The sequence below is a fragment of the Streptomyces sp. NPDC001606 genome (assembly GCF_053596835.1).
In genome coordinates this window covers 188,723-212,009 of sequence record NZ_JBSFHC010000003.1, presented here as the reverse complement: position 1 = coordinate 212,009, position 23,287 = coordinate 188,723, and the positions used below count along the sequence as shown (strand labels likewise).

22 protein-coding genes and 1 pseudogene are annotated in these 23,287 nt (G+C 73.1%); 6 read left to right on the top strand and 17 right to left on the bottom strand.

The window, feature by feature from the left end:
* Window positions 1-4: 4 nt before the first annotated feature.
* On the bottom strand, window positions 5-166 hold the full coding sequence (locus ACWCV9_RS08505) for a hypothetical protein (RefSeq protein WP_450784918.1): 162 nt from the start codon (window positions 164-166) through the stop codon (window positions 5-7).
* 9 nt (window positions 167-175) lie between these two features.
* Between ACWCV9_RS08505 and ACWCV9_RS08500 the strand changes: the two are divergent.
* Window positions 176-289: pseudogene (locus tag ACWCV9_RS08500) on the top strand (3-hydroxyacyl-CoA dehydrogenase family protein); the annotation flags it as partial.
* Between the two features lie 195 nt (window positions 290-484).
* Window positions 485-742 (top strand): hypothetical protein, encoded by a 258-nt coding sequence (locus ACWCV9_RS08495; protein ID WP_450784916.1) that lies wholly within the window; start codon window positions 485-487, stop codon window positions 740-742.
* Here the strand turns inward: ACWCV9_RS08495 and ACWCV9_RS08490 are convergent.
* From ACWCV9_RS08490 to infC, 10 genes are all read right to left on the bottom strand, one after another.
* Complete coding sequence (locus ACWCV9_RS08490; protein ID WP_385844495.1) at window positions 739-1,275, bottom strand: NUDIX hydrolase; 537 nt, start codon at window positions 1,273-1,275, stop codon at window positions 739-741. The two genes, ACWCV9_RS08495 and ACWCV9_RS08490, sit on opposite strands and share 4 nt — an antisense overlap.
* 65 nt (window positions 1,276-1,340) lie before the next feature.
* Window positions 1,341-2,681, bottom strand: a complete 1,341-nt coding sequence (locus ACWCV9_RS08485) for a transcriptional regulator (protein ID WP_450784915.1) — start codon at window positions 2,679-2,681, stop codon at window positions 1,341-1,343.
* 101 nt (window positions 2,682-2,782) lie between these two features.
* A complete protein-coding gene (locus ACWCV9_RS08480; protein ID WP_450784913.1) occupies window positions 2,783-3,877 on the bottom strand; it encodes a PP2C family protein-serine/threonine phosphatase in 1,095 nt (364 codons plus the stop codon).
* Window positions 3,878-4,018: 141 nt separating this feature from the next.
* Window positions 4,019-6,532, bottom strand: coding sequence for a phenylalanine--tRNA ligase subunit beta (gene pheT / locus ACWCV9_RS08475; protein WP_450784911.1), 2,514 nt, complete (start codon window positions 6,530-6,532; stop codon window positions 4,019-4,021).
* Window positions 6,532-7,653 carry a phenylalanine--tRNA ligase subunit alpha gene (gene pheS, locus ACWCV9_RS08470; protein ID WP_450784909.1) on the bottom strand — a complete coding sequence of 374 codons (1,122 nt, stop codon included), beginning with the start codon at window positions 7,651-7,653 and terminating at the stop codon, window positions 6,532-6,534. The genes pheT and pheS overlap by 1 nt, the downstream gene beginning before the upstream one ends.
* 159 nt (window positions 7,654-7,812) lie before the next feature.
* Window positions 7,813-8,967, bottom strand: coding sequence for an ATP-binding protein (locus ACWCV9_RS08465; RefSeq protein WP_450784907.1), 1,155 nt, complete (start codon window positions 8,965-8,967; stop codon window positions 7,813-7,815).
* 50 nt (window positions 8,968-9,017) lie between these two features.
* Window positions 9,018-9,881 (bottom strand): TrmH family RNA methyltransferase, encoded by an 864-nt coding sequence (locus ACWCV9_RS08460; RefSeq protein WP_450784905.1) that lies wholly within the window; start codon window positions 9,879-9,881, stop codon window positions 9,018-9,020.
* 123 nt (window positions 9,882-10,004) lie between these two features.
* Window positions 10,005-10,388 (bottom strand): 50S ribosomal protein L20, encoded by a 384-nt coding sequence (gene rplT, locus ACWCV9_RS08455; RefSeq protein ID WP_003989074.1) that lies wholly within the window; start codon window positions 10,386-10,388, stop codon window positions 10,005-10,007.
* 97 nt (window positions 10,389-10,485) lie between these two features.
* On the bottom strand, window positions 10,486-10,680 hold the full coding sequence (rpmI, locus tag ACWCV9_RS08450) for a 50S ribosomal protein L35 (protein ID WP_004933563.1): 195 nt from the start codon (window positions 10,678-10,680) through the stop codon (window positions 10,486-10,488).
* 124 nt (window positions 10,681-10,804) lie between these two features.
* Window positions 10,805-11,467: a translation initiation factor IF-3 gene (gene infC, locus ACWCV9_RS08445; protein ID WP_413954511.1), complete on the bottom strand. Its 663-nt coding sequence runs from the start codon at window positions 11,465-11,467 to the stop codon at window positions 10,805-10,807.
* A gap of 354 nt (window positions 11,468-11,821) precedes the next feature.
* Here infC and ACWCV9_RS08440 point away from each other — a divergent pair, with 354 nt between their 5' ends.
* Window positions 11,822-12,196 carry a DUF1844 domain-containing protein gene (locus ACWCV9_RS08440; RefSeq protein WP_385844501.1) on the top strand — a complete coding sequence of 125 codons (375 nt, stop codon included), beginning with the start codon at window positions 11,822-11,824 and terminating at the stop codon, window positions 12,194-12,196.
* Between the two features lie 3 nt (window positions 12,197-12,199).
* Here the strand turns inward: ACWCV9_RS08440 and ACWCV9_RS08435 are convergent, their stop codons facing one another.
* Window positions 12,200-12,931 carry an SseB family protein gene (locus ACWCV9_RS08435; protein WP_450784902.1) on the bottom strand — a complete coding sequence of 244 codons (732 nt, stop codon included), beginning with the start codon at window positions 12,929-12,931 and terminating at the stop codon, window positions 12,200-12,202.
* 162 nt (window positions 12,932-13,093) lie between these two features.
* Between ACWCV9_RS08435 and ACWCV9_RS08430 the strand changes: the two genes are divergently transcribed.
* The gene (locus ACWCV9_RS08430) at window positions 13,094-14,275 is read left to right on the top strand and encodes an alpha/beta hydrolase family protein (protein ID WP_450784900.1); all 1,182 of its coding nucleotides are present in this window, start codon (window positions 13,094-13,096) and stop codon (window positions 14,273-14,275) included.
* A gap of 69 nt (window positions 14,276-14,344) precedes the next feature.
* Here the strand turns inward: ACWCV9_RS08430 and mycP are convergent, their stop codons facing one another.
* Window positions 14,345-15,508, bottom strand: coding sequence for a type VII secretion-associated serine protease mycosin (gene mycP, locus ACWCV9_RS08425; RefSeq protein ID WP_450784899.1), 1,164 nt, complete (start codon window positions 15,506-15,508; stop codon window positions 14,345-14,347).
* On the bottom strand, window positions 15,505-16,302 hold the full coding sequence (locus ACWCV9_RS08420) for a hypothetical protein (protein WP_450784897.1): 798 nt from the start codon (window positions 16,300-16,302) through the stop codon (window positions 15,505-15,507). Before ACWCV9_RS08420 ends, mycP begins: the two co-directional genes overlap by 4 nt.
* Before the next feature lie 1,295 nt (window positions 16,303-17,597).
* Here ACWCV9_RS08420 and ACWCV9_RS08415 point away from each other — a divergent pair.
* On the top strand, window positions 17,598-18,800 hold the full coding sequence (locus ACWCV9_RS08415) for an amino acid deaminase/aldolase (protein ID WP_450784895.1): 1,203 nt from the start codon (window positions 17,598-17,600) through the stop codon (window positions 18,798-18,800).
* 8 nt (window positions 18,801-18,808) lie between these two features.
* Here the strand turns inward: ACWCV9_RS08415 and ACWCV9_RS08410 are convergent, their stop codons facing one another.
* From ACWCV9_RS08410 to ACWCV9_RS08400, 3 genes are all read right to left on the bottom strand, one after another.
* Complete coding sequence (locus ACWCV9_RS08410) at window positions 18,809-19,591, bottom strand: 3-oxoacyl-ACP reductase (protein WP_385844507.1); 783 nt, start codon at window positions 19,589-19,591, stop codon at window positions 18,809-18,811.
* The gene (locus ACWCV9_RS08405; RefSeq protein WP_450784893.1) at window positions 19,588-20,961 is read right to left on the bottom strand and encodes an aldehyde dehydrogenase family protein; all 1,374 of its coding nucleotides are present in this window, start codon (window positions 20,959-20,961) and stop codon (window positions 19,588-19,590) included. The genes ACWCV9_RS08410 and ACWCV9_RS08405 overlap by 4 nt, the downstream gene beginning before the upstream one ends.
* A gap of 108 nt (window positions 20,962-21,069) precedes the next feature.
* Window positions 21,070-22,428: a glutamine synthetase family protein gene (locus ACWCV9_RS08400; protein WP_450784891.1), complete on the bottom strand. Its 1,359-nt coding sequence runs from the start codon at window positions 22,426-22,428 to the stop codon at window positions 21,070-21,072.
* A gap of 95 nt (window positions 22,429-22,523) precedes the next feature.
* Here ACWCV9_RS08400 and ACWCV9_RS08395 point away from each other — a divergent pair, with 95 nt between their 5' ends.
* Entirely contained in the window at window positions 22,524-23,285 is a 762-nt protein-coding gene (locus ACWCV9_RS08395; protein ID WP_450784889.1) for a FadR/GntR family transcriptional regulator, read from the top strand.
* Window positions 23,286-23,287 lie beyond the last annotated feature (2 nt).

Genomic DNA, 23,287 nt, shown 5'->3' with positions numbered 1-23,287 from the left:
CTGGTCACTGCTTGACCTCCGGCCACTGTTCGCCGTCGGGCCGCACGAGGACGAGGTCGGCGTCGCGCAGGTGCGAGTCCACGCAGAACAGCGACAGCGGGATCCGGACCTCGCCGGTCTCACCCTCATGCCCGGGGCGGGCAAGCGCGGCCTCGTCGCCATGCACACTGACAACGTGTACCCCGAGTACAAGGAGCCGCTCTACGCCGCTCCCCCGCTGCTCCAGCGCATGGTCGAGGCGGGCCGGCTGGGGCGGAAGACCGGGTCGGGGTTCTACACCTACGCCTGATTACGAAGAGCGACGCGCTACGGGCCCGGCACCGCACCACGGTGCCGGGCCCGTGCGTTTCACACCCCGTGTGCACGCCGGGCACGCATATGCACCGCGCACACGCTCCCCCTGCGTCCACCAGGCGAGTTGACTTCTCATGCGCATGCAAGAGAAGCGGAACCATCCATTTCGACTACCGAAGGGAGTGGACCCGTGGCTCTCGATCCGGAGCATCCCGTGGTCCATGGAGAACTCGCAGAGTTACGGCGCCGCCTCGACGTGGCCTGTGTCCGCGTCGAGGGCGGGCTGGACCTGCTCAGGCACCGCACCGAGGAGACCGCCAAGGAACTGGACGAGCTGAACGCCCGCATGATCTCGCTGGAACACGCACGCTGGCCGCTGCCCTCGATCGCGGCGCTCACGGCCCTGGGCGCACTCGTCGTCACCGCCTGGCAGGCCCTGGGGCGCTAGTCCTGGGCGAGCCTGAGGTGGTGCAGGAGGAGTAACGCGGCCGCCATGTTGGCGGCCGGGACCTCCCCACGGGCGATCAGGTCGGGGACGACTTTGAGCGGCACCCATTCCCGCCGGTCCGACTCGAAGTCGTCCACGGGGTGTCCGAGGTACTCGCCCCGGTCGGACCAGTAGATGTGGTGCCGGGCGTCGGTGAGGCCGTTGGACGGCTCCACGGTCATGAGGTGGTGCAGGGGTCCCGGCCGCCAGCCGGTCTCCTCCTCCAGTTCCCGGGCTGCCGCGCTCGCGATGTCCTCGCCGTCCTCCACGACGCCCGCGGCCAGTTCCCACCCCCAGCTGTCGGTGATGAAGCGGTGCCGCCACAGCAGCAGCACCTCGTTGGCGTCGTTGACCACGGTGGCCACGGCCACGGGCCGCAGCCGGATCAGGAAGTGGTCGAGGTGCTGCCCGTCGGGCAGCTCGACATCCGCCAGGTTGACGCTGAACCAGCGGTTCTCATACACGGTTTGTTCGCTTTGTTTCGTCCACTGCACGGTTCTGCCACCTTCCGCCGAGTAAGTGGCAATATCGCAGCAGGGACGGAGTACCCACAGTGGTCCTACAGGGGCACCCTCAGCGCACCGTCGATGAGTTCGGCGGCCTCGGCGGTACCGGCCGAGCCACAGCGCACCAGATGTTCGCGCACCGCGCGGAGCCGGTCCCGCAGCCGCTGCGACTCCATCCCGCGCGCCTGCTCGGCCATCTGAAGGGCGATCGCCACCGCCCGGTCGGCGTTGCCCTGGCGCAGTTCGATGGTGCTGAGCATGGCGAGCCGGTGCACCCGCCCCCGGTCGTGCGCGGGGTTGTCCACGGCCGCCGCCGCGTGCTCCCGGGCCGCCGCCAGCTCGCCGAGGCTGAGCAGCGCCTCGGCCACCTGCACATTGACCAGGCCCGGCTGGACGTAACCGGTCTCGTCGGGCTCGTGTCCCCTCCGGATCCGCTCGGCGGCGGTCTCCGCCCGCCGGATGCAGGACAGGGCGCTGCCGCCGTCGCCGAGATGGGCGTACGCCTTGGCCTGCATCGCGTACAGGTCGGAGGCGAGCGCCGGGGTGATGTGCGGGCCGGCGGCGCGCAGCGCGGCCTCGGCGAAGGCGACGGCCTGCCGGTACTCCCGCAGGAACAGCGCCTGGTTGACCAGCAGCGCTATCACATACGCCCCGAGTCCCCGGTCCCCGCTGGCCTTTGCCAGCCGCAGCGCCTGGTGGAAGTAGCGCTGGGCGAGTCCATGGGCGTCGGAGTCGTACGCGCAGATCCCCGCGATGGCCACCAGCCCGCCGGTGGCCCGGTGCAGTTGGCGGCCGGTCGCGTCGGTGTAGCTGCCGCGCAGCAGCGGCGCGGCCTCGGCGTTCAGGAAGCCGACGATCCGGGTCCGGGTCGCGATCCCGCCGGCCTTGCGGTACATCTGCTCGTAGTGCGTCCGGGCGGCGCGCAGCATCTCGATGTCGGCCGTGGTGACCCGGTTCCGGCCGCCGCGGGAGACGTCCACGTCCTCCGGCGGGTTCTCCCACTCCCACACCGGCATGACGGCCGGGGTGCCGGTGACGGCGGGGGCGCCCAGCACATGCGCCCGCTGCTGCTCGTCGGACCGCCACAGGGCGGTGGCCCGCTCCACGAACCCGCTCAGCGAACCGGTGTGCGGGGCGCCGGGCTCGCCGGGCACGCCCAGACCGATGTCGTCGAGGGTGACGGGGCGGTGCAGCCGGGCGGCGAGCACCTCGCAGATCAGGTCGGGGACCTGACCGCGCGGCCGCTGCCCCTTCAACCAGCGGGCGACCGCGGTGTGTTCGTACCGGAGCGCAAGGCCCCGTCTCCGGCCGGCCTGGTTGACATGGGCGGCGAGACCGGCGTGCGAGATACCCGCCTCGTCCAGGATCGCGTCGAGCAGAGTGTTGGGCTGCATGGGTGGCCCCCCGAGTTGCCTGGTGCGGTCAGCGTAGTGGCTCCCCCTTCACACGGGGTGTGAACGGAGTGCGCGTATCCGGGGCGTGTGCACGGTGTCGCTCAGGGTGTTCCACCGGTTGACTGAGGGCCTCGCGAGAGACCGGCCAAGCCGCCGGCTCCCCCTCGAACAGCGGCGGCTTGGCCACCCGCAGCCGCGGAGCCGGTCCGGTCGTTGCGCAGCACCAGGAGCGCGATGTCGTCCGACGGTCTGCCGGCCGTGTGGTGCAGCAGAGCCGCGAAGAGGGTGCGCAGCACGGACTGCGGCGAGACCGGACCGTCGCGTACGACCTCCTCCAGCATGGCGGGCAGCGAGAAGAACCGGCCGCGGGAGTCCCTGGCCTCCTCGGCGCCGTCCGTGAAGAGGACCAGCGACTCGCCGGGCAGCAGCCGGCCGCAGGGTTCCGCGGCCAGTTGGGCGGGCAGCGGGAACGGCCCCAGCGGGGGCAGCGGTTCGGCTCCGCGGAGCGGTTCGACGCTGGTGCCGCTGATCCGGTACGGCCATGGATGACCGCAGTTGAGGGCGCGCAGCTCGCCGTCGCCGCCGATCTCCAGGAGCAGGACGGTGACGAACTCCTCGGCGACCGGGTGGACCGGGTCGGCGGAACAGTGCGCGGGGTGTTCGGCCCGGGCCCGCTCCCGCAGATGCCGGGCCAGCGCGCGCTCCAACCGGCCGAGCACCCGGCCCAGTTCGGGTTCGTCATGGGCGGCCTCGCGGAAACTGCCGAGCAGGGCGGCGACGGTCCCGAGGGCGGCCAGCCCGTGCCCCCGCACATCGCCCATCACCACCCGGACCCCGTACTCGGTGGCGATCACCTCGTACAGATCCCCGCCGACGCTCGCGCCCCGGTCCGCGGAGAGCTGGGCCGCGGCGACGTTCAGGCCGTCGAGACGCGGGGGCAGCGGCCGCAGCACGACGCCCTGCGCCGCCCGCGCCACCCGGCGCACCTGCCGGAGTTCGCGCAGCAACGCGCGCCGGACATGGAATATGAGCCCGGTACCGACCGCGAAGAACACCGCGCTGGTGACGATGCGCGCACCGAGCGAGTTCTGCTGGGCGAGCGGGCAGCCGAACTTGTAGCCGACCGCCATGGCTCCCCAGAGGGTGGGGAGCACTGCTCCTCGCGCGGTGGGCGCCCGTGCCTTGATGCGGATCATGCCTCTGGTTCCCCCATGCTGGCCCAGAAAGACAGACGGACCGGCCCCGAAAGGCCGGTCCGATTCTGTCGACGCCATGGCCCGGGAGGACCAGGTGACCAACAGTTCCCACTCAAAAGAGTGATACCGAAGGCGCGGGGCTCAGCCCCTGAGCACGGCACCCGTGCGCTCGCCGGCGAGCGCGACCGCCGCGTCCCGCGCGGCCGAGGCCTCGTCCACCGTCAGCGTCCGGTCCTGCGCCCGGAACCGCAGCGCGTACGCGAGGGACTTCTTGCCCTCGCCGAGCTGCTCGGCGTTCTCGTACACGTCGAACAGCCGGATGGACTCCAGCAGTTCACCCGCGCCCGCACGCAGCGCCGCCTCGACCTCCGCCGAGGGGACCGGCCGGTCGACCACGAGGGCGACGTCCTGCGTGGCGACCGGGAACGCGGAGATGCCCGGCGCCTGCGGGGTGCCCTCGCCGGCCTCCTCCAGTCGGTCCAGGTCCAGCTCCATCGCGCAGGTGCGCTCGGGCAGGCCCAGGGCCTTGACCACCCGCGGGTGCAGCTCGCCGGCGTGCCCGATGACCTGCTCCGTGCCGTCGGCGGCGACCACCAGCTCGGCGCAGCGGCCGGGGTGCCAGGGGCCGTACTGGCCCTTGCGGACGATCAGGTCGGCGCCGGCCTCGCGGGCCACGGCGCGCGCGGCCTCGATCGCGTCGGCCCAGCCGGCCGGGCGGCCCTCGCCCCACCAGCCGGCCTGCTCCCGGGCCCCGGCGAGGACGACGGCCACGTGCCGCGGCTGCTCCGGCAGCGCGGCGTCCAGCGCGGCGATCTCCTCGTCGGTGGGACGCCGGTCGACGGGCAGGTGGGTGGCGGCGGAGTGCTCCGCCCGGGGGCGGAAGACCAGACCGGTCTCGAACAGGGCCAGGTCGTGCGAGCCGCGCCCGTCGTTGCGCCGCAGGGCACCCAGCAGGCCCGGCAGCAGCGTCGTACGGAGCGCGGGCTCCTCGTCGCTGAGCGGGTTGACCAGCTTGACGACACGGCGGGCCGGGTCGTCGGCGTCCAGGCCGAGCTGGTCGAAGACCTGCTCGCCGAGGAAGGGGTAGTTCAGCGCCTCCACATAGCCGGCGCCGGCCAGGGCCCGGCCGGCCCGGCGGTGCAGCCGCTGGCGGGCGGTCAGACCGCGGCCGGAGGGCGGCTTGGGCAGCGTGGAGGGCAGGTTCTCGTAGCCCTCGAGGCGGATGACCTCTTCGGCGAGGTCGTTCGGGTCGGCCAGGTCGGGCCGCCAGGACGGCACGGTGACGATCAGCTCGTCCTGCCCGTAGACGTCGCAGCCGACCTCCTGGAGACGGCGTACGACGGTCTCGCGGCCGTAGTGCACGCCCGCGACCCGGTCGGGGTGGTCCGCGGGGATGGTGATGGTGTGCGGGGCCGAGGGCGCGATGATCTCGGTGACGCCGGCCTCCGCCGTACCGCCCGCGAGGAGGACCAGCAGGTCCACGGTGCGCTGCGCGGCGGCAGCGGCGGCCTGCGGGTCGACACCGCGCTCGAAGCGGCGGGACGCCTCCGACATCAGCTTGTGGCGGCGGGAGGTACGGGCGATCGCGACGGCGTCGAAGTGGGCCGCCTCGATGACCACGTCGGCCGTGGCGTTCTCGACGTCCTCGTGGTCGGCGATCTCGGTGTTGGCGCCGCCCATGACCCCGGCGAGGCCGATGGGGCCGCGGTCGTCGGTGATGACCAGGTCCTCGGCGTGCAACGTGCGCTCGACGCCGTCCAGGGTGACGAGCTTCTCGCCCTCCTGGGCGCGGCGCACCCCGATGGTGCCCTGGACCAGGCTGCGGTCGTAGGCGTGCAGCGGCTGGCCCAGCTCCATCATCACGTAGTTGGTGACGTCGACGGCGAGCGAGATCGGGCGCATGCCGACCTTCTGGAGCCGGCGCTGGAGCCAGATCGGGGAGCGGGCCTCGGGGCGCAGCCCGGTGACCGTGCGGGCGGTGAAGCGGTCACAGCCGGAGGGGTCGGTGACCTGGACCGGGTAGCCGTAGGCGTTCGGCGCCGGTACGTCGATCAGGGCGGGGTCGCGCAGCGGCAGGCCGTAGGCGATGGCGGTCTCGCGGGCGACGCCGCGGATGGACAGGCAGTCGCCGCGGTTGGCGGTGACGGCGATGTCCAGGACCTCGTCGACCAGCTCGAGCAGCTCGACGGCGTCCTTGCCGACCTCGGTCTCCGGCGGCAGCACGATGATGCCGTGGGTGCCGTCGTCGCCCATGTTCAGCTCGTCGCTGGAGCAGATCATGCCGCGGGACATCCGGCCGTACGTCTTGCGCTCGGCGATCCGGAAGTCGCCGGGCAGCACGGCGCCGGGCAGCGCCACGACGACCTTGTCGCCGACGGCGAAGTTGCGGGCACCGCAGATGATCTCCTGCGGCTCACCGGTGCCGTTGGCCTGGGCGACGTCCACGGTGCAGAAGCGGATGGGCTTCTTGAAGTCCGTCAGCTCCTCGATGGTCAGCACCTGGCCGACCACGAGCGGACCGGTCAGGTCCGCGCCGAGCTGTTCGACGGTCTCGACCTCCAGGCCGGCCGAAATGAGCTTGGCCTGGACGTCGCGCCCGGTCTCCGTCGCCGGCAGGTCGACGTACTCCCGCAGCCAAGAAAGCGGGACCCGCATCAGATCTCCATCCCGAACGGCCGAGTGAACCGGACGTCACCCTCGACCATGTCTCGCATGTCTTCGACGTTGTGGCGGAACATCAGCATCCGCTCGATGCCGAACCCGAAGGCGAAGCCGCTGTACTTCTCCGGGTCGACGCCGCAGGCGGTGAGCACCCGCGGGTTGACCATGCCGCAGCCGCCCAGCTCGATCCAGCCCTCGCTGGAGCAGGTGCGGCAGGGCCGGTCGGGGTTGCCGACGGACTCGCCCTTGCAGACGTAGCAGAGCATGTCCATCTCGGCGCTCGGCTCGGTGAAGGGGAAGAAGTTCGGCCGCAGCCGGGTCTTCATGCCCTCGCCGAACAGCGACTGGACCATGTGGTCCAGGGTGCCCTTGAGGTCCGCCATGGTCAGGCCCTCGTCCACGGCGAGCAGCTCGACCTGGTGGAAGACGGGCGTGTGGGTGGCGTCCAGCTCGTCGGTGCGGTACACGCGGCCGGGGCAGATCACATAGACCGGCAACTCGCGGTCGAGCAGCGAGCGGATCTGGACCGGCGAGGTGTGGGTGCGCAGCACGACACCGGACTCGCTGCCGCCCTGCGGGCCCTGCACGAAGAAGGTGTCGGCCTCACCGCGGGCCGGGTGGTCCGGGCCGATGTTGAGGGCGTCGAAGTTGAACCACTCGGCCTCGACCTGCGGGCCCTCGGCGACCTCGTAGCCCATGGCCACGAAGACGTCCTCGATGCGCTCGGACAGCGTGGTGAGCGGGTGCCGGGCACCGGCCGGGACGCGGTCGTACGGCAGCGTGACGTCGACGTCCTCCTCGACCAGCACGCGGGCGTCCCGCTCGGCCTCCAGTTCCACCTGGCGGGCGGCGAGCGCCTTGTTCACGGCGCCGCGGGCCATGCCGACGCGCTTGCCGGCCTCGGCCTTGGCGTGCGGGGGCAGGGCGCCGATCTCCCGGTTGGCGAGGGCCAGCGGGGAGGCCGGGCCGGTGTGGGCGACCTTGGCCTCGTGGAGCGCGTCGAGGGAGTCCGCGGCGGCGAAGGCGGCGAGCGCCTCGTCCCGCATGCGCTCGATCTCTTCCGGTTTCAACGCCTCGACCTCGACAGGGTCGTACGACTTATTGGGTGCCGACATCTCTTCCCGTGCTTCCGAATAGCTGGCGGATGGTCCCCGGTGACCGGCGTAGCGGGCCGTGTGAAGGACACAAAGGTGCCAAAGGCCGAGTCTAACGGGGTGGAGACAGACGAATGCGCCCGCGGGGGCGCTCAGGCCCGCCCGTCACCCACCACCGCCCTATACGACGCTGCGCGCCCCCTCCGATACAAAGGCCGGGGCCGCCACGGGCAACGTAAATCGGAACTCGGCGCCGCCGGCCGCGGTGCGGCCGACCGTGATCGTACCGCCGTGGGCCTCCACGATGCCCTTGACGATGTACAGCCCGAGGCCGGTGCCACCGCGCTTGCTGCCTCGCCAGAAGCGAGTGAAGACGCGGTTCATGGACTCCTCCGGGATGCCGGGCCCCTCGTCGCTCACGGTGACGGATGTGCCGGTTTCCTCGCCCTCGCGCGGGGATGCGGTGGGCGTGACGTCAATGGTGACGGTTCCCTCGCCGTGCCGCACGGCATTTTCGATGAGGTTGCTGAGCACCTGGTCGACCTTGTCGGGATCGGCCCACAGGTCGGGCAGCGGCTGCTCGATGCGGAGCAGGAAGCGGTCGGCGGGTTGCCCGGCGGCGACATAGGCCTGGATGTGCCGGGAGACGGCGGCCCCGATGTCCACCGGCTGCCGGCGCACCTCGAGCCGCCCGGAGTCGATCCGCGAGATGTCGAGCAGCTCGGCGATGAGCCGGGTGACCCGGTCCGCGTCGGCGTCGACGGTCTCCAGCATCAGCCGCTTCTGGTCGTCGGTGAAGCGGTTCCACTTGGCGAGCAGGGTGGCGGTGAAGCCCTTCACCGAGGTCAGCGGGGAGCGCAGCTCGTGGGCGACGGTGGCGATCAGCTCGGCGTGGCTGCGCTCGGTGCGCCGGCGGGCCTCGGTGTCGCGCAGGGAGACGACGACCCGGCGCACCGGCCCGAGCGGCTCGTCGCGCACGTACCGCGCGGTGACCAGCACCTCCCTGCCGCCCGGCAGCAGCAGATTGCGCTCCGGCTGCCGGGTGCGGATCGCGAGCCCGCCGTAGGGGTCGGTGAGCTGCCACCAGCGCCGCCCCTCCAGGTCCTCGAGCGGCAGCGCCTTCTCCAGCGGCTGCCCGAGGGCGTCGGCGGCGGGCAGGGCGGTGATGCGGGCGGCGGCGCGGTTGAAGCAGACGACCCGGCCGCGCGCGTCGGCGACGACGAGGCCGTCGGGCAGCTGGTCGGGGTCGCACTCCACGGGGTCGCCGTACCCGGGCACGGCCGTGTCCGGCGCGTCCCGTTCCTCCGGCGCGGTGCTCCTGCCGGCCACACTCATCCCCGTACCCCACCTCTCAGACGGCGCAGGGCCCCGAGCTGGTCACCCTACTAGCTGTGGGTGACGGAGCGGCACCCTCCGGAGGCGCGCTGCGCACGGGCTGACGCATACAGACATACGGCGGCGGCCGTGGCCAGGTTCAGGCTCTCCGCCTTGCCGTGGATGGGCACCCGGACGACGGCGTCGGCGAGGGCGCGGGTCTCCTCCGGCAGCCCCCAGGCCTCGTTGCCGAAGACCCAGGCGGTCGGCCCGCCCATGGTGCCCTTGTCCAGCTCCTGGTCCAGGTCGCGGTCGCCGGCCCCGTCGGCGGCGAGGATGCGCACTCCGGCGTCCTTCAGCCCCTGGACGGCCCGCTCGACGGGGACGCCGACGGCGACGGGCAGATGGAAGTGCGAGCCGACGGAGGCGCGTACGGCCTTGGGGTTGTACAGGTCGACGGAGGCGTCGGTGAGCACCACGGCCTCGGCGCCGGCGGCGTCGGCGCAGCGCAGCACGGTGCCGGCGTTGCCCGGGTCGCGGACGTTGGCGAGCACGGCGACCAGTGCGGGCCGGGCGGCGAGGATCTCCTCGAAGGGGGTGTCCAGGAAGCGGCAGACGCCGACCAGGCCCTGCGGGGTGACGGTGGTGGAGATGTCGGCGATGACGTCCTCGGAGGCGAGGTGCACGCGGGCGTCGGCGTCCCGGGCCGCGCCGACGATGTCGGCGTACCGCTCCGCCGCCTCGACCGTGGCGAACAGTTCGACGAGGGTCGCCGTGCCGTCCGCGCCCCGGTGCCCGGCGGCCTCCCGCACGGCCTGCGGTCCCTCCGCGAGGAACAGCCGGTCCTTGCCCCGGAAGTTCCGCTTGGCGAGCCGCCGGGCGGCCTGGACGCGCGCGGAACGGGGGGAGATCAGCTCGGGGGTGGCGGGGGGCATCCTCTTCTTCACCTTCAGGAGAGTGTCGACGGCGGCGGGGACGGCGGGCGGCAACAGCAGGACCCGCAAGCCATCACAGCCTGCGGGTCCCGAAGTGAGCGTCGGCTCAGAGCCGGAGCGGCGTCACGCGGCCTTGGGGGCGTTGACGTCCGACGGCAGCGCCTTCTGGGCCACCTCGACCAGCGCGGCGAACGCACCGGCGTCGTTGACCGCCAGCTCGGCGAGGATCTTGCGGTCGACCTCGACGTTGGCAGCCTTCAGACCCTGGATGAAGCGGTTGTAGGTCATGCCGTTGGCGCGGGCAGCGGCGTTGATGCGCTGGATCCACAGCTGACGGAAGTCGCCCTTGCGCTTCTTGCGGTCGTTGTAGTTGTAGACCAGCGAGTGGGTGACCTGCTCCTTGGCCTTGCGGTACAGGCGCGAACGCTGACCGCGGTAGCCGGAGGCCTGCTCGAGGATCGCCCGGCGCTTCTTGTGGGCGTTGACTGCCCGCTTGACGCGTGCCACTTGTTAACTCCTTGTAGCGGGGTCGTGGTGGTCTTCACACGACCCGGAAACGATTCGGTCCCGGTCCAGACGTACGGCGCTCAGAGGGCGCCGCAGGTCACTTGCCGAGAAGCTTCTTGATCTTCGCGGCGTCGCCCGGGGCCATCTCGGCGTTGCCGGTGAGGCGACGCGTGACGCGGGACGACTTGTGCTCGAGCAGGTGGCGCTTGCCGGCGCGCTCACGGAGCACCTTGCCGGAGCCGGTGACCTTGAAGCGCTTGCTGGCACCGCTGTGCGACTTGTTCTTCGGCATAGCGCCGTTCTCTCCTCGTCGGTGGCGCTCCGGTGCCCGGTCGTGAAACCGGGCACGGTGGAGCGTCGCTCTGATCTTTCGGTTACATCCACGGGGACGTACGAGGTCGTACCTCCCCCGGGGATCACGCCTCGGCGGGCTCCTCGGACGGTGCCTGAGCCTCGGCAGGGTTCTGCGACTTGCCGGGGTTCGCCTTCGCTTCGGCCTTGCGGGCCTCCTGCGCCTGGCGGGCCTCGGCCATCGCCTCGGTCTTCTTCTTGTGCGGACCGAGGACCATGATCATGTTGCGGCCGTCCTGCTTCGGGTTCGACTCCACGAAACCGAGGTCCTGGACGTCCTCCGCGAGGCGCTGGAGCAGTCGGTAGCCCAGCTCGGGCCGGGACTGCTCGCGACCACGGAACATGATCGTGATCTTGACCTTGTCGCCCTGCTTGAGGAACCGGACGACGTGACCCTTCTTGGTGTCATAGTCGTGCGGGTCGATCTTCGGCCGGAGCTTCATCTCCTTGATGACCGTGTGCGCCTGGTTCTTGCGCGCCTCACGGGCCTTCATGGCCGACTCGTACTTGAACTTCCCGTAGTCCATGAGCTTGCACACGGGCGGACGGGCGTTCGCCGCTACCTCGACCAGGTCGAGGTCGTACTCCTGAGCAAGCTCCAGTGCCTTCGCGAGCGGCACGATGCCGACCTGCTCGCCACTGGGACCGACAAGTCGCACCTCGGGAACGCGAATCCGGTCGTTGATGCGGGGCTCGGCGCTGATGGATCCTCCTCGGTAGCACCACACGGCGGTCTGGCGGACAGCCGCGTAACGTCTGTGTTCGTTAGACCTAACCGCGCCGGCGCAGAAAAAATGCCCCGGACGATCACAGGCGGGGCTCCAACAACAACCGGAGCACCGCCGCGGAGACCGCGGGGCGCTATCGGGCGGCTCCATCGTCCGTACGGAACGATGGTGGCCGCCTGACCGGGTGACCCGCCATCCCGGAGGACGGTCGGGTGGGAGATCGGAGCCTCCACTTGTGGGCCGGGCGCTCTGTTCGCACAGGGCATGTCCGGCCGGTCGTCAATCAGACTACAGGATCCGCTTGACAAGGCCTAATCGGAAAGGCGTAACCCGGAACCGCTTAGGGTGTGGGGCATGAGTGAGACCCCTCCTGAGAACCCCGGGAATCCCGACTTCGACGCGATGACCCGCGACATCGCCGAGGTCCCCGCCGTCGAAGTGATCGTGACGGTCGCCGTCAACCTGATGAGCGCCGCCGCCGTGAAGCTCGGGCTGAGCGAGGAGGGCGAGCAGTACAAGGACCTGGACGAGGCCCGCAAGCTGATCAGCGCACTCGCCGGCCTGCTGGACGCGAGCGCGACCGAGGTCAGCTCCTTCCACGCGGCCCCGCTGCGCGACGGCCTGAAGTCGCTCCAGCTGGCGTTCCGCGAGGCGTCGCTGGTCCCGGACGAGCCGGGCCAGGGGCCGGGCGAGAAGTACACCGGCCCGGTCTACGGCCAGGCCCGCTGAGCACTATCCACGGACGTACAAGGGCTCGCCCGGGGGCGTGGTTCCGGCCGGCAGCAGTGCCAGGTCGAGGCCGCGCACCAGGCGGGCCCTCAGCGTTTCGTCGGCCGCGAGCCGCTCGGCGACCGCGCGGGCGGCCGGGGCGGGCGCCGCGGCCGGGTCCAGGACCAGGGCCAGGGTGCCGTCGGCCTGCCCGGGCCCGAGGTGGGCGCGGAGCACGGCCGGCTCCGCCGCCACCGCCGCACGCACCGCCTCGAGCACGGCCGGGTCGGTGAGCGGGTCGGTGCTGGTGCGGCCCTCGGCGAGGGCGAGCAGCACCGGGCCGGTCAGCTCGAACGGCACCGGTCCGGCCATGTCCAGCACGATCGTGTCGGCCTTCTCGTGGGCGGCCGCCTGGAGCGCCTGGTGCAGCGGTACGGCGACGGGCCGGGCCGCCGGGTCCCAGCGGGCCAGCGAGTCGGTGGAGGTGAACGCGGGCAGCGCGACCCGGCCGCCGGCCTTCAGGGTGGGTACGGCCATGTCGCTGGTCTTCTCGCGGCGCAAGCCGTTCTCGTCCTCCTCGACCTCGCCGAGCACGGCGACGACCGGGACGAGCAGCCGGGCGCCCTTCAGCGCCTCCAGCACCGGGCCCAGGGCGCCGCGGTCCTCGGCCCAGGCGGCGAGCGCGGCGCTCAGCCGAGGGTCGGCGGAGCCATCGTCGTCGGAGAAGCCGGAGTCGGGAATGTTCTTGTTCGCCACGGTCCCGACCCTATAGGCCGTCGGCTGCGGTGCCGCGGGCCACCCGGGCGAAGGGCACCACCCCGGTCAAATGATCTAGGCTCCACGGAAGTTGACGCAGAGCAGGCCGGACGGCACGGAGTCCTCCGTGAGGGCCCGGGGTCCGGCCGCGGAAGGAGCGCAGTGCCTCCCGTACGCCCGACTCGCCGTACCCTCCTGGCCGGGGGCCTCGGCGCCGTGGTCGCCGCCGCCGTCCCGCTGTCCCTGCCCGCGCCCGCGTCGGCGGCCGGTCTCGTCCCCATCACCCTGGCCGGACCGACCGGGCCCGCGCCCGTCGGCGCGGTGGAGCTGCACCTGGTCGACCGGGCGCGGACCGACCCCTGGTCGGGCGGGCCGCGCGAGCTGATGGCGACCCTCGCCTATCCGGCGGCCGACGTCCGGGACCGCCCGCTGCTGCCCTGGCTGCCCGCCGGTGCCGCGCAGGCGCTGAAGGCCCGGTACGGGGGTGCGCTGGACGGCTACGCGCTGCCCTCGACGCACACGGCGGACGGCGCCCCGGCCCGCCCGGGCCGCCGGCCGGTGCTGCTGTACTCGCCGGGTGCCGGCTCGGACCGCACCTTCAACACGCTGGTGGTCGAGGAACTGGTGTCGTGGGGCCATGTGGTGGTCACCGTCGACCACCCGTACGACTCCGGCGAGGTGGAGTTCCCCGACGGCCGGGTGGTGGTCACCCGCAACGACGGGACCGAGGACCCCGCGGCCGCGGTCGCGGTGCGCGCCGCCGATCTGCGGTTCGTGCTGGACTGTCTGGCGGTCCTGGACCGGGGCGGCAACCCCGACGCCGGGCGGCGCCCGCTCCCCCGCGGACTGCGCGGCACCCTCGACCTCGCCCGGGTGGGCGCCTTCGGTCATTCCCGGGGCGGTGCCGCGGCGGCGGCCGTCATGGACCTGGACGACCGGGTGCGCGCCGGCGCCGACCTGGACGGCACGGTGTTCGGACCGGTGGTCGGGCGCGGGCTGGACCGGCCGTTCCTGCTGATGGACACGGCGGTCCACGACGGGCTGGAGAAGGACCCGTTCTGGCCCGAGTTCTGGCGGAACCTGCGCGGCTGGCGGCGCTGTCTGCGGCTCGCGGACGCCGGGCACCTCTCCTTCACCGACCTCGTGGCCGTCGCACCGCAGCTGCCCGCGCCGGTCCGGCAGGGGCTGGAGGTGGGCACGATCCCCGCGGAGAGGGCGGTGGCCGCCGTGCGGGCCGTGCTGCGGGCCTTCTTCGACCTCCAGCTGTGCGGCCGGCCGGACACCGGGCGGCTGCTGCGCGGGGCGTCGGCGCGCTACCCGGAGATCGGGTACATCGCCGGATAGCGGCAGCGGCGCGGCCGCTAGAGCTTCTCTTTCGATGCCGGCAAGATCCGAAAGAGAGGCCCTGGGCGCTCAGCCGGTCTCCGGCTGCCTGCGGCCGCGCCACAGCACGCCGCCGGCCACCAGGAGCACCCCGCCGACGCTGCCGGCCAGCGGGCCGGCCCAGTCGGTGGCGGTGGGGGTGGCCTTGGGGGCGTCCGGGCCGGTGCCGAAGTACGTCCTGTGGTACGCCGGGGCGCTCAGGGCCTGCGGCTTGATCCGGTCGGCCGCCTTCAGCGCCGCGGCCGGGTCGATCATGCCGAAGCCGCGGGAGTCGTCCCGGCCGCCGGCCGGCGCGTCCCGGGCGGTCTTCTCCAGCAGCGTCTTGATCTGGGCCGGGCTCAGCTCGGGGTGGGCGGACCTGATCAGCGCGGCCGCGCCGGAGACGAAGGCGGAGGCGGCGGAGGTGCCCCAGCCCACGTAGTACTTGTGATCGGGGTCGGCGATGACGACGTCGACGCCCGGCGCGCTGACCGCGGAGTACCAGCGGCGGGTGGAGAAGGTGGCGCGGGTGCCGTAGCGGTCGACGGCGGTGGCGGCGATGACCCCCGGATAGGCGGCCGGGTAGGAGACGTGGTCGCCCTTGTCGCCGCCGTTGCCCGCGGAGGCGACGACGACCACCCCCTTCTTCAGGGCGTACTGCACGGCCTCGTCCTCACTGGGCTCGGGGTGCGCGGAGGCGGAGTCGTCGCCGAGGGAGAGGTTGATGACGTCGGCGCCGTGGTCGGCGGCCCAGCGGATGCCGTCGGCGAGGGCGTCGCCCCGGGCGGTACGGGCCTTGGCGCGGGCCGGGTCGCCGTCCTCCAGGATGACCCGTACGGGCAGGATCTTCGCCTCCGGGGCGACCCCCGTCACCCCGTCGGTGTGGCCGGGGCCGTGACCGTGTCCGGCGATGATGCCGGCCATGGCGGTGCCGTGCCGGGCCCAGGTGCGGTCGCCCTGCCGGGCACCGAAGCCGATCATGTCCTTGGCGGGCAGGACGTTCCCGGCCAGGTCCGGGTGGCCGGCCTCGACCCCGGTGTCCAGGACGGCGACGGTGACTCCCCGGCCCTTGGTGGTCCGCCAGGCCTGGTCCAGGTGGAGCGCGGACAGGCCCCACTCCTGGGCGCGGATGGCGTCGGCCCGGGCGGTGGAGGGCAGCAGGGCGAGGGCGCCGGCGAGCAGCAGGCTCAGCGCGGCGGCGCGGGCGTGCGTCATGAGGGCTTCTCCGTGGCCGCGCGCACGGTCTGGCGCAGCCGGCGTTCGATGCGGTCGGCCAGGCCCTGGGCCTCGTTGCCCAGGCCGGCCTGGGCCTGCGCCGTGGTGGCGCCGGCCCGGAGGGCGTCCGCGGCGGGCTGCGGGGTGTCGACGGTACGGCCGTCGGCCCAGCCGGAGACGGCGTAGGCGACGACGGGGGCGTCGGTGAGCACGGAGATGGTCCAGGACGCGCGTTGGCCGTCGCCGAACCCGGCCGCCGCGGTGCCCTTCGCGGCGTACGGCCGGGGCATCAGGTCGGCGCGCCGGTCCAGGTGCTCGCGGCGGAAGCGGGTGGCGAGCGCGGACATGGCGGCGGGGTCAGCCTTGGTGAACAGCAGGCCGACGGTGGTGACATAGGTCTGGGTGGCGTCGGTGTAGGTGGCGCGCAGCAGCCGGCCGCAGCCGAGGGGGGCCACCACCTTGGACAGCAGCGGGTCGAAGGCGCCGGTGCAGCCGCTGTCCGGGGCGACGGCGATCCGGGTCCAGGTGCGGTCGGCGCCGCCGGGTCCGGCGCCCGGGCCCTGGACGGTGGGCGGGAAGAGCTGGTCGACGGGCACGCTGTGCCAGAGCGGAGCGGCGGCGGCGAAGCCGGTGCCGGCGGTGTCGTCCGCGCCGTCCTCGGTGAGCCAGGTCCCGGCCGCGGCCCCGCCGACGAGTCCGAGCCCGAGCATCAGGCATACGGCGGCCACGGCGGTACGGGCCGCGACCCGGGCCCGCGGCCGCTCCCGAAACCTCTCGGGCTCGGCGAACCCCACGACGGGCCGATCGGCCCGCCCGGCACTCCAGGCGAACGCCGGATCCGGCCCCACCAGGGGACTCCAGGCCTCACCCGGGACGCTCGAAGCAGAGGCCGGGTGACGACTTGCCGGAGTGCCGGGGGCAGCCGCAGCAGAGGCCGGGTGACGACTTGCCGAAGCACCGGGGGCAGCCGCAGCAGAGGCCGCCGGGTGACGGCTTGCCGGAGTGCCGGGGGCAGCCCCGGACGCCGGCTGTCCCTCGCCCGGACCGCCGGACGCAGCCGCGGAAGCGGACCGTCCGTCGGCCGAAGCACCAAAGGTGGCCGCAGAAGCGCGGTGGCCGGCTGCCGGAGTGCCGGGGGCAGCGGCGGCCACCGGTCGACCGCCGGCGCCCGGGGCACCTGCGGGGGCCTGCCCTCGGCCGGCCGGAGCCGCAGGCGCAGGCGCAGCGCCCGACGCCGACGGTCCACCGCCCGGGCCACCGGGCGCAGCCGCGGAAGCCGACCGGCCGCCGGCCGGAGCGCCGGGGGTGGACGGAGAGGCCGGATGTCCGGCAGGCGCCCTGCCGGGGCTGGCCGTAGAAGCCCCATGCCCGCCGGCCGGCGCACCGGACGTCGGCCGGCCACCACCCACGCCACCAGGCGCAGCCGCGGAAGCCGGCCGGCCGCCGGCCTGACCGGTGGCGTCCCTGCGCGCCGGGCGGCCGGTGCGCGGCGGGGTGTCCGGGAAGCGGGCCGAGGCGGGCGGTGGGGGCGGGCTCGCCGGCTCGGCCGTGGCGGGAACCGCGGGCCGCGGACTGCTCGGGTGACCGGCGGTATCCGCGGAGCGGTCCGCACCGAAGGGCGGCACCCGCCGGCCCGGGGCCGGCCGGTCGGCGCGGCGTTCGGAGGCGGTGCGCAGGGTGCGGGGGGTGAAGACCGAGGGCTCGTCGGGGTCGTCGTCCACCCGGGGTGGGGTGGTGGGGCGGGGTGGGGCGGCGGGGACGGGCGGCGGGGTCGAGGGGCGCGGCGGTACGGGGGCGTGGCGCGCTTCCGTGCTCATGCACCCCCCGCTTCCTCGTGCCCGGGCCGTCTCTCGTACGCGGGCCGTCACTGCTCCTCGGCCGCGCCCGGCGCGCAGACTCCTCCCGGGCACGCATACCCGTACGGCCGGACCGGCATCCCGGTTCAGATGGTGCTCCGGGGCGTTCCGTCGTACGTGCGCGTCACTCTACGGGTTGCCGGGGCCCGGGAAGGAACCCGGTCCACGGCACCGGGGCATCTGCCCGGAACGTCCCCCTACCCTGCGGTAATCCTCTCTGGCAGGCTTCCGTCATGACTGCGCGCGCCGCCGACCGGGCCCGTTACGACCGGGCCACCGCCCATCTCGACGCCCCTCTCGCGATCGTGGACCTGGACGCCTTCGACGCCAACGCGGCCGATCTCGTGCGCCGCGCCGCCGGGAAGCCGATCCGGGTCGCCAGCAAGTCCGTACGCTGCCGGGCCCTGCTGGAGCGCGTCCTGGAAAGGGACGGCTTCCGGGGGATCATGTCGTTCACGCTCGCCGAGTCGCTGTGGCTGGCCCGGTCCGGGTTCGACGACATCCTGCTGGCCTACCCGTCCGCCGATCGCACCGGATTCGCCGAACTGGCCGCCGATCCCAAGCTCGCCCGTGCCGTCACCGTGATGGTGGACGACGTGGCGCAGCTGGACCTCATCGAGGCCGCGCGGGACGGCGGCCGTGAAGTGGTGCGGGTCTGCCTGGAGTTGGACACCTCGCTGAAGCTGCTGGGCGGCCGGATACGGGTCGGCGCACGGCGCTCTCCGCTGCACTCCCCCGGCCAACTGGCCGAGCTGGCCCGGTCGGTGGCCCGCCGGCCGGGGTTCCGGCTGGTGGGGATCATGGCGTACGAGGGGCATATCGCCGGGGTCGGGGACGCGGTGTCGGGGCGGCCTCTCAGGTCCCGGGCCGTCCGGCTGATGCAGGCGGCGGCCCGGCGGGAGCTGGCCGAGCGGCGGGCCGCGGTGGTGCGCGCGGTGCGCGCCGTCGTACCGGACCTGGAGTTCGTGAACGGCGGCGGCACGGGCAGTGTGCAGCACACGGCCGCCGAGGACGCCGTGACGGAGATCGCGGCGGGTTCGGGGCTGTATGTGCCGCGGCTGTTCGACAACTACACGTCGTTCAGTGGCCGTCCGGCCGCTCTGTTCGCGCAGCCGGTGGTGCGCCGGCCGGGCGTCGGGGTGGTCACCGTGCTCGGCGGCGGCTATCCGGCCTCCGGCGCCGCCGGCCGGGACCGGCTGCCGGTGCCGTATCTGCCGGAGGGACTGGCGTACGACCCGCAGGAGGGGCCGGGCGAGGTGCAGACCCCGCTGCTCGGCTCGCCCGCCGACGATCTGCTGATCGGCGACAAGGTGTGGTTCCGGCACGCCAAGGCGGGCGAGCTGTGCGAGCGGTTCGAGGCGCTGCACCTGGTGGCGGGGGACACGGTCACGGCGACCGTGCCCACCTACCGGGGCGAGGGGCGCACCTTCCTCTGACCCGCCCCCTACAGGGGCGTGACGTACGCGCCCGCGATGCCGCCGTCCACCAGGAAGTCGGTGGCGTTGACGAAGGAGGAGTCGTCGCTGGCCAGGAAGGCGACGGCGGCGGCGATCTCCTCCGCCTCGGCGAACCGGCCGACCGGGATGTGCACGAGACGGCGGGCGGCCCGCTCCGGGTCCTTCGCGAACAGCTCCTGGAGCAGCGGGGTGTTGACCGGGCCCGGGCACAGCGCGTTGACCCGGATGCCCTCCCGGGCGAACTGCACGCCGAGTTCCCGGGACATGGCGAGGACGCCGCCCTTGGACGCGGTGTACGAGATCTGCGAGGTGGCCGCGCCCATCCGCGCCACGAAGGACGCGGTGTTGATGATGGAGCCCTTGCCCTGGCGGCGCATGTAGGGGATGGCGGCCTTGCAGCACAGGTAGACGGAGGTGAGGTTGACCTCCTGGACGCGCTTCCAGGCCTCCAGGCCGGTCTCCAGGATGGAGTCGTCGTCGGGCGGGGAGATCCCGGCGTTGTTGAAGGCGACGTCGACGCTGCCGTAGGTGTCGTACGCCGTCCGGAACAGCGCCTCGACCTGCTCGGGGTCGGTGACGTCGGTCTTCACGAAGAGCCCGCCGACCTCGTCGGCCACGGCCTTGCCGCGGGCCTCGTCGACGTCCGCGCAGACGACATGGGCGCCCTCGGAGGCGAGGCGGCGGGCGGTGGCGAGGCCGATGCCGCTGCCGGCTCCGGTGACGACGGCGGTACGGCCGACCAGGCGGCGGCAAACAGTTTCTGCGGTCACTGTGCGGGGCCCTCCGTGCTGATGAAGACGTTCTTGGTTTCGGTGAAGGCGGTCAGGGCGTCGGGGCCCAGCTCACGGCCGAGACCGGACTGCTTGTAGCCGCCGAACGGGGTCCAGTAGCGGACGCTGGAGTGGGAGTTCACGGACAGATTGCCCGCGCGGACGGACTGGGACACGCGCAGCGCACGGCCGACGTCCCGGGTCCAGATCGAGCCGGACAACCCGTAGGGGGTGTCGTTGGCGAGGCGGATCGCGTCCTCCTCGTCGGTGAAGGGGAGCAGGACGGCGACGGGGCCGAAGATCTCCTCGCGCGCCGCCGCGCTGTCGTGCCGCTCCCCGGTGAGCACGGTCGGCGGGAACCAGAAGCCGGGTCCGTCGGGGGCGCTGCCGCGCAGCGCGGGGGCGTCGTCGGGGACGTGGGACCGTACCCGGTCGAGCTGCTGACGGGAGATCAGCGGGCCCATCTGGGTGCGTTCGTCGGCCGGGTCGCCGACCACCACGGCGGCCAGCGCGTCGGCGAGGAAGTCCCGGGCCTCCTCCAGTACGGCCTCCTGGACCAGGACGCGGGTGCGGGCGCAGCAGTCCTGGCCGGAGTTGTCCAGGAAGGAGAAGGGGTCGAGGGCGGCCTTGAGGTCGGCGTCGGCGAAGACGATGTTGGGGCTCTTGCCGCCGAGTTCGAGGGTGACCGGTTTGACGAGTGCCGCGCAGCGCTCCATGACCTCGCGGCCGGTGCGGGTGGAGCCGGTGAACACGATCTTGGCGATGTCGGGGTGGTCCACCAGGGCGCGTCCGGCGGTGTGGCCGTGTCCCGGCAGCACCTGGAAGAGGTGCTCGGGCAGGCCTGCGTCCAGGGCGAGTTCGGCGAGGCGGAGCGCGGTGAGCGGGGTGGTCTCGGCGGGTTTCAGGACGACCGCGTTGCCGGCGGCGAGCGCCGGGAAGGAGCCCCAGGCGGCGATGGGCATGGGGAAGTTCCAGGGGGCGATGACGCCGATGACGCCGAGGGGTTCCTGGAAGGTGACGTTCCAGCCGCCGGGGGCAGGGATCTGCTTGCCGAGGAGGCGTTCGGCGCCACCGGCCGCGTAGAGGAGCAGGTCGCGGGCGTTGCCGGCCTCCCAGCGGGCGTTGCCGACGGTGTGGCCGGCCTCGCGGACCTCCAGCTGGGCGAGTTCTTCGAGGTGGGTGTCGACGGCGTCCGCGAAGCGGCGCAGCAGCCGGGCCCGGTCGGCGGCCGGGAGGGCGGCCCACCGGGTCTGGGCGCGGGCGGCCCGTACGACGGCGGTGTGGATGTCCTCGGCGGTGGCGGCGGGGACGGTGGCGACGACCTCTTCGGTGGCGGGGTTGAGGACTGTCAGCTCGTGCGGGTCGGACACGTGGGGACCTTTCACGGGCGTGCGCTTTTCACGGGCGGGCGTGGGCGTTTCACGGGCGTGCGCTCTTCACGGGCGTCGGCGTTTCACGGGCGTCGGCGGGCGCGGCGCTCACAGGCGTTCGAAGGAGCGGCGCAGCTCCCAGTCGGTGACCGCGGCGTCGAAGGCCTCCAGCTCGACGCGGGCCATGTTGCGGTAGTGGGCCACGACCTCGTCGCCGAAGGCGGCCTTGGCGATCGGGCTGGTCTCCCAGAGTTCGGCGGCCTCGCGCAGGGTCGTCGGGACGTGGGCGAAGTCGGCGGCGTAGGCGTTGCCGGGGCAGGGCTCGGGGAGTTCGAGCCGCTGCTCGATGCCGTACAGGCCGGCGGCGACCAGTCCGGCGACGGCGAGGTAGGGGTTGACGTCCCCGCCGGGGAGGCGGTTCTCGAAGCGCAGGGAGCGCCCGTGGCCGACCACGCGCAGCGCGCAGGTGCGGTTGTCGTGGCCCCAGGCGACGGCGGTGGGTGCGAAGGAGCCGGGCTGGAACCGCTTGTAGGAGTTGATGTTGGGGGCGTAGAGGAGGGAGAAGTCCCGCAGGGCGGCGAGCTGTCCGGCGAGGAAGTGCCGCATGACGTCGCTCATCCCGTCGGGCCCGGCCATCACGTTGGCACCGTCGGCGTCGGTGAGCGAGAGATGGATGTGGCAGGAGTTGCCCTCACGCTCGTTGTACTTGGCCATGAAGGTGATCGACACGCCCTCCTGGGCGGCGATCTCCTTCGCGCCGGTCTTGTACAGGGCGTGCTGGTCGCAGGTGACGAGGGCCTCGTCGTAGCGGAAGGCGATCTCGTGCTGGCCGGGGTTGCACTCCCCCTTGGCGGACTCGACGGTGAGGCCGGCGCCGGCCATGTCGTTGCGCAGCCGGCGCAGCAGCGGTTCGATGCGGCCGGTGCCGAGGATGGAGTAGTCGATGTTGTACTGGTTGGCGGGGGTGAGGCCGCGGTAACCGGCGTCCCAGGCCTGTTCGTAGCTGTCCTTGAAGACGATGAACTCCAGCTCGGTGCCGACCTGGGCGGTGTAGCCCAGCTCGGCGAGGCGGTCGAGCTGGCGGCGCAGGATCTGGCGGGGCGCGGCACCGACCGGGGAGCCGTCGTTCCAGGCGAGGTCGGCGAGGAGCAGGGCGGTGCCGGGGTGCCAGGGGATGCGGCGCAGGGTGGCCAGGTCGGGGCGCATGGCGAAGTCGCCGTAGCCGCGGTCCCAGGAGGACATCGCATAGCCGTCGACGGTGTTCATCTCGGTGTCGACGGCGAGCAGGTAGTTGCAGCCCTCGGTGCCGTGGTGCAGGACCTCGTCGAGGAAGAAGCGGGCGGCGAACCGCTTGCCCTGGAGGCGCCCTTGCATATCGGGGAAGGCCAGGACGACAGTGTCGATCTCACCGCCCGCGACAAGGGCGTGCAGTTCCTCGACGCTGAGCGGGGGTGTGCGGTCTGCCACGGGAGAGCCTCCTTCGGCGCCTTCGCGCTTCTTCGGCCGGGCCGGGAGCCATAAGGTATTGCTCAGAACCATTGCTTGGGAAGGGGGTGCGGCGGATGTCGTGGGAGACGGACGCACAGGAGGCGCGGGACGGGCGCGCACCGGGCGGCGGCGACCGGCTCGCTCCGGTGCTGCGACCGGTGCGGGCGGGCAACGGCTTCGAGGAGGCGCTGGAGCAGATACTCCAGGTGGTGCGGCTCGGGCTGGTGCCGGGCGGCGAGCGGCTGCCGGCCGAGCGGGAGCTGGCGGAGCGGCTCGGGATCAGCCGGGTGACGCTGCGCGAGGTGCTGAAGGTCCTCCACGACCAGGGCCTGGTCGAGGCGCGGCGCGGTCGGTACGGCGGCACGTTCGTGCTGCCGCGCCCGGACGCGGGCGGCGAGGACGAGCTGCGCCGCCGGATCGCCGCGGTCGACATCGAGGACGTGCTGCGCTTCCGCGAGGTGCTGGAGGTCGGCGCGGCCGGGCTGTGCGCGGCGCACGGCCTGACCGCGGAGCAGGCGGACCGGCTCCGCGAGGCGCTGGACCGGACGCACGAGGCGCCGCTCGGGGACTACCGGCGGGCGGACACCCTGCTGCACCTCACCCTCGCCGAGCTGTGCGGTTCGCCGTCCCTGACCGCGCAGTACGCGGCGGTCCGGGCCTCGGTAAACGACCTGCTGGACTGCATCCCGCTGCTGGTGCGCAACCTGGAGCACTCGCAGCGGCAGCACACCGCGCTGGTGGAGGCGGTGCTGGACGGGGACGCGGACGGCGCGCGGGAGATGATGCGCGAGCACTGCGCGGGCACGGCGGCCCTGCTGCGGGGCTTCCTCGCGTAAGC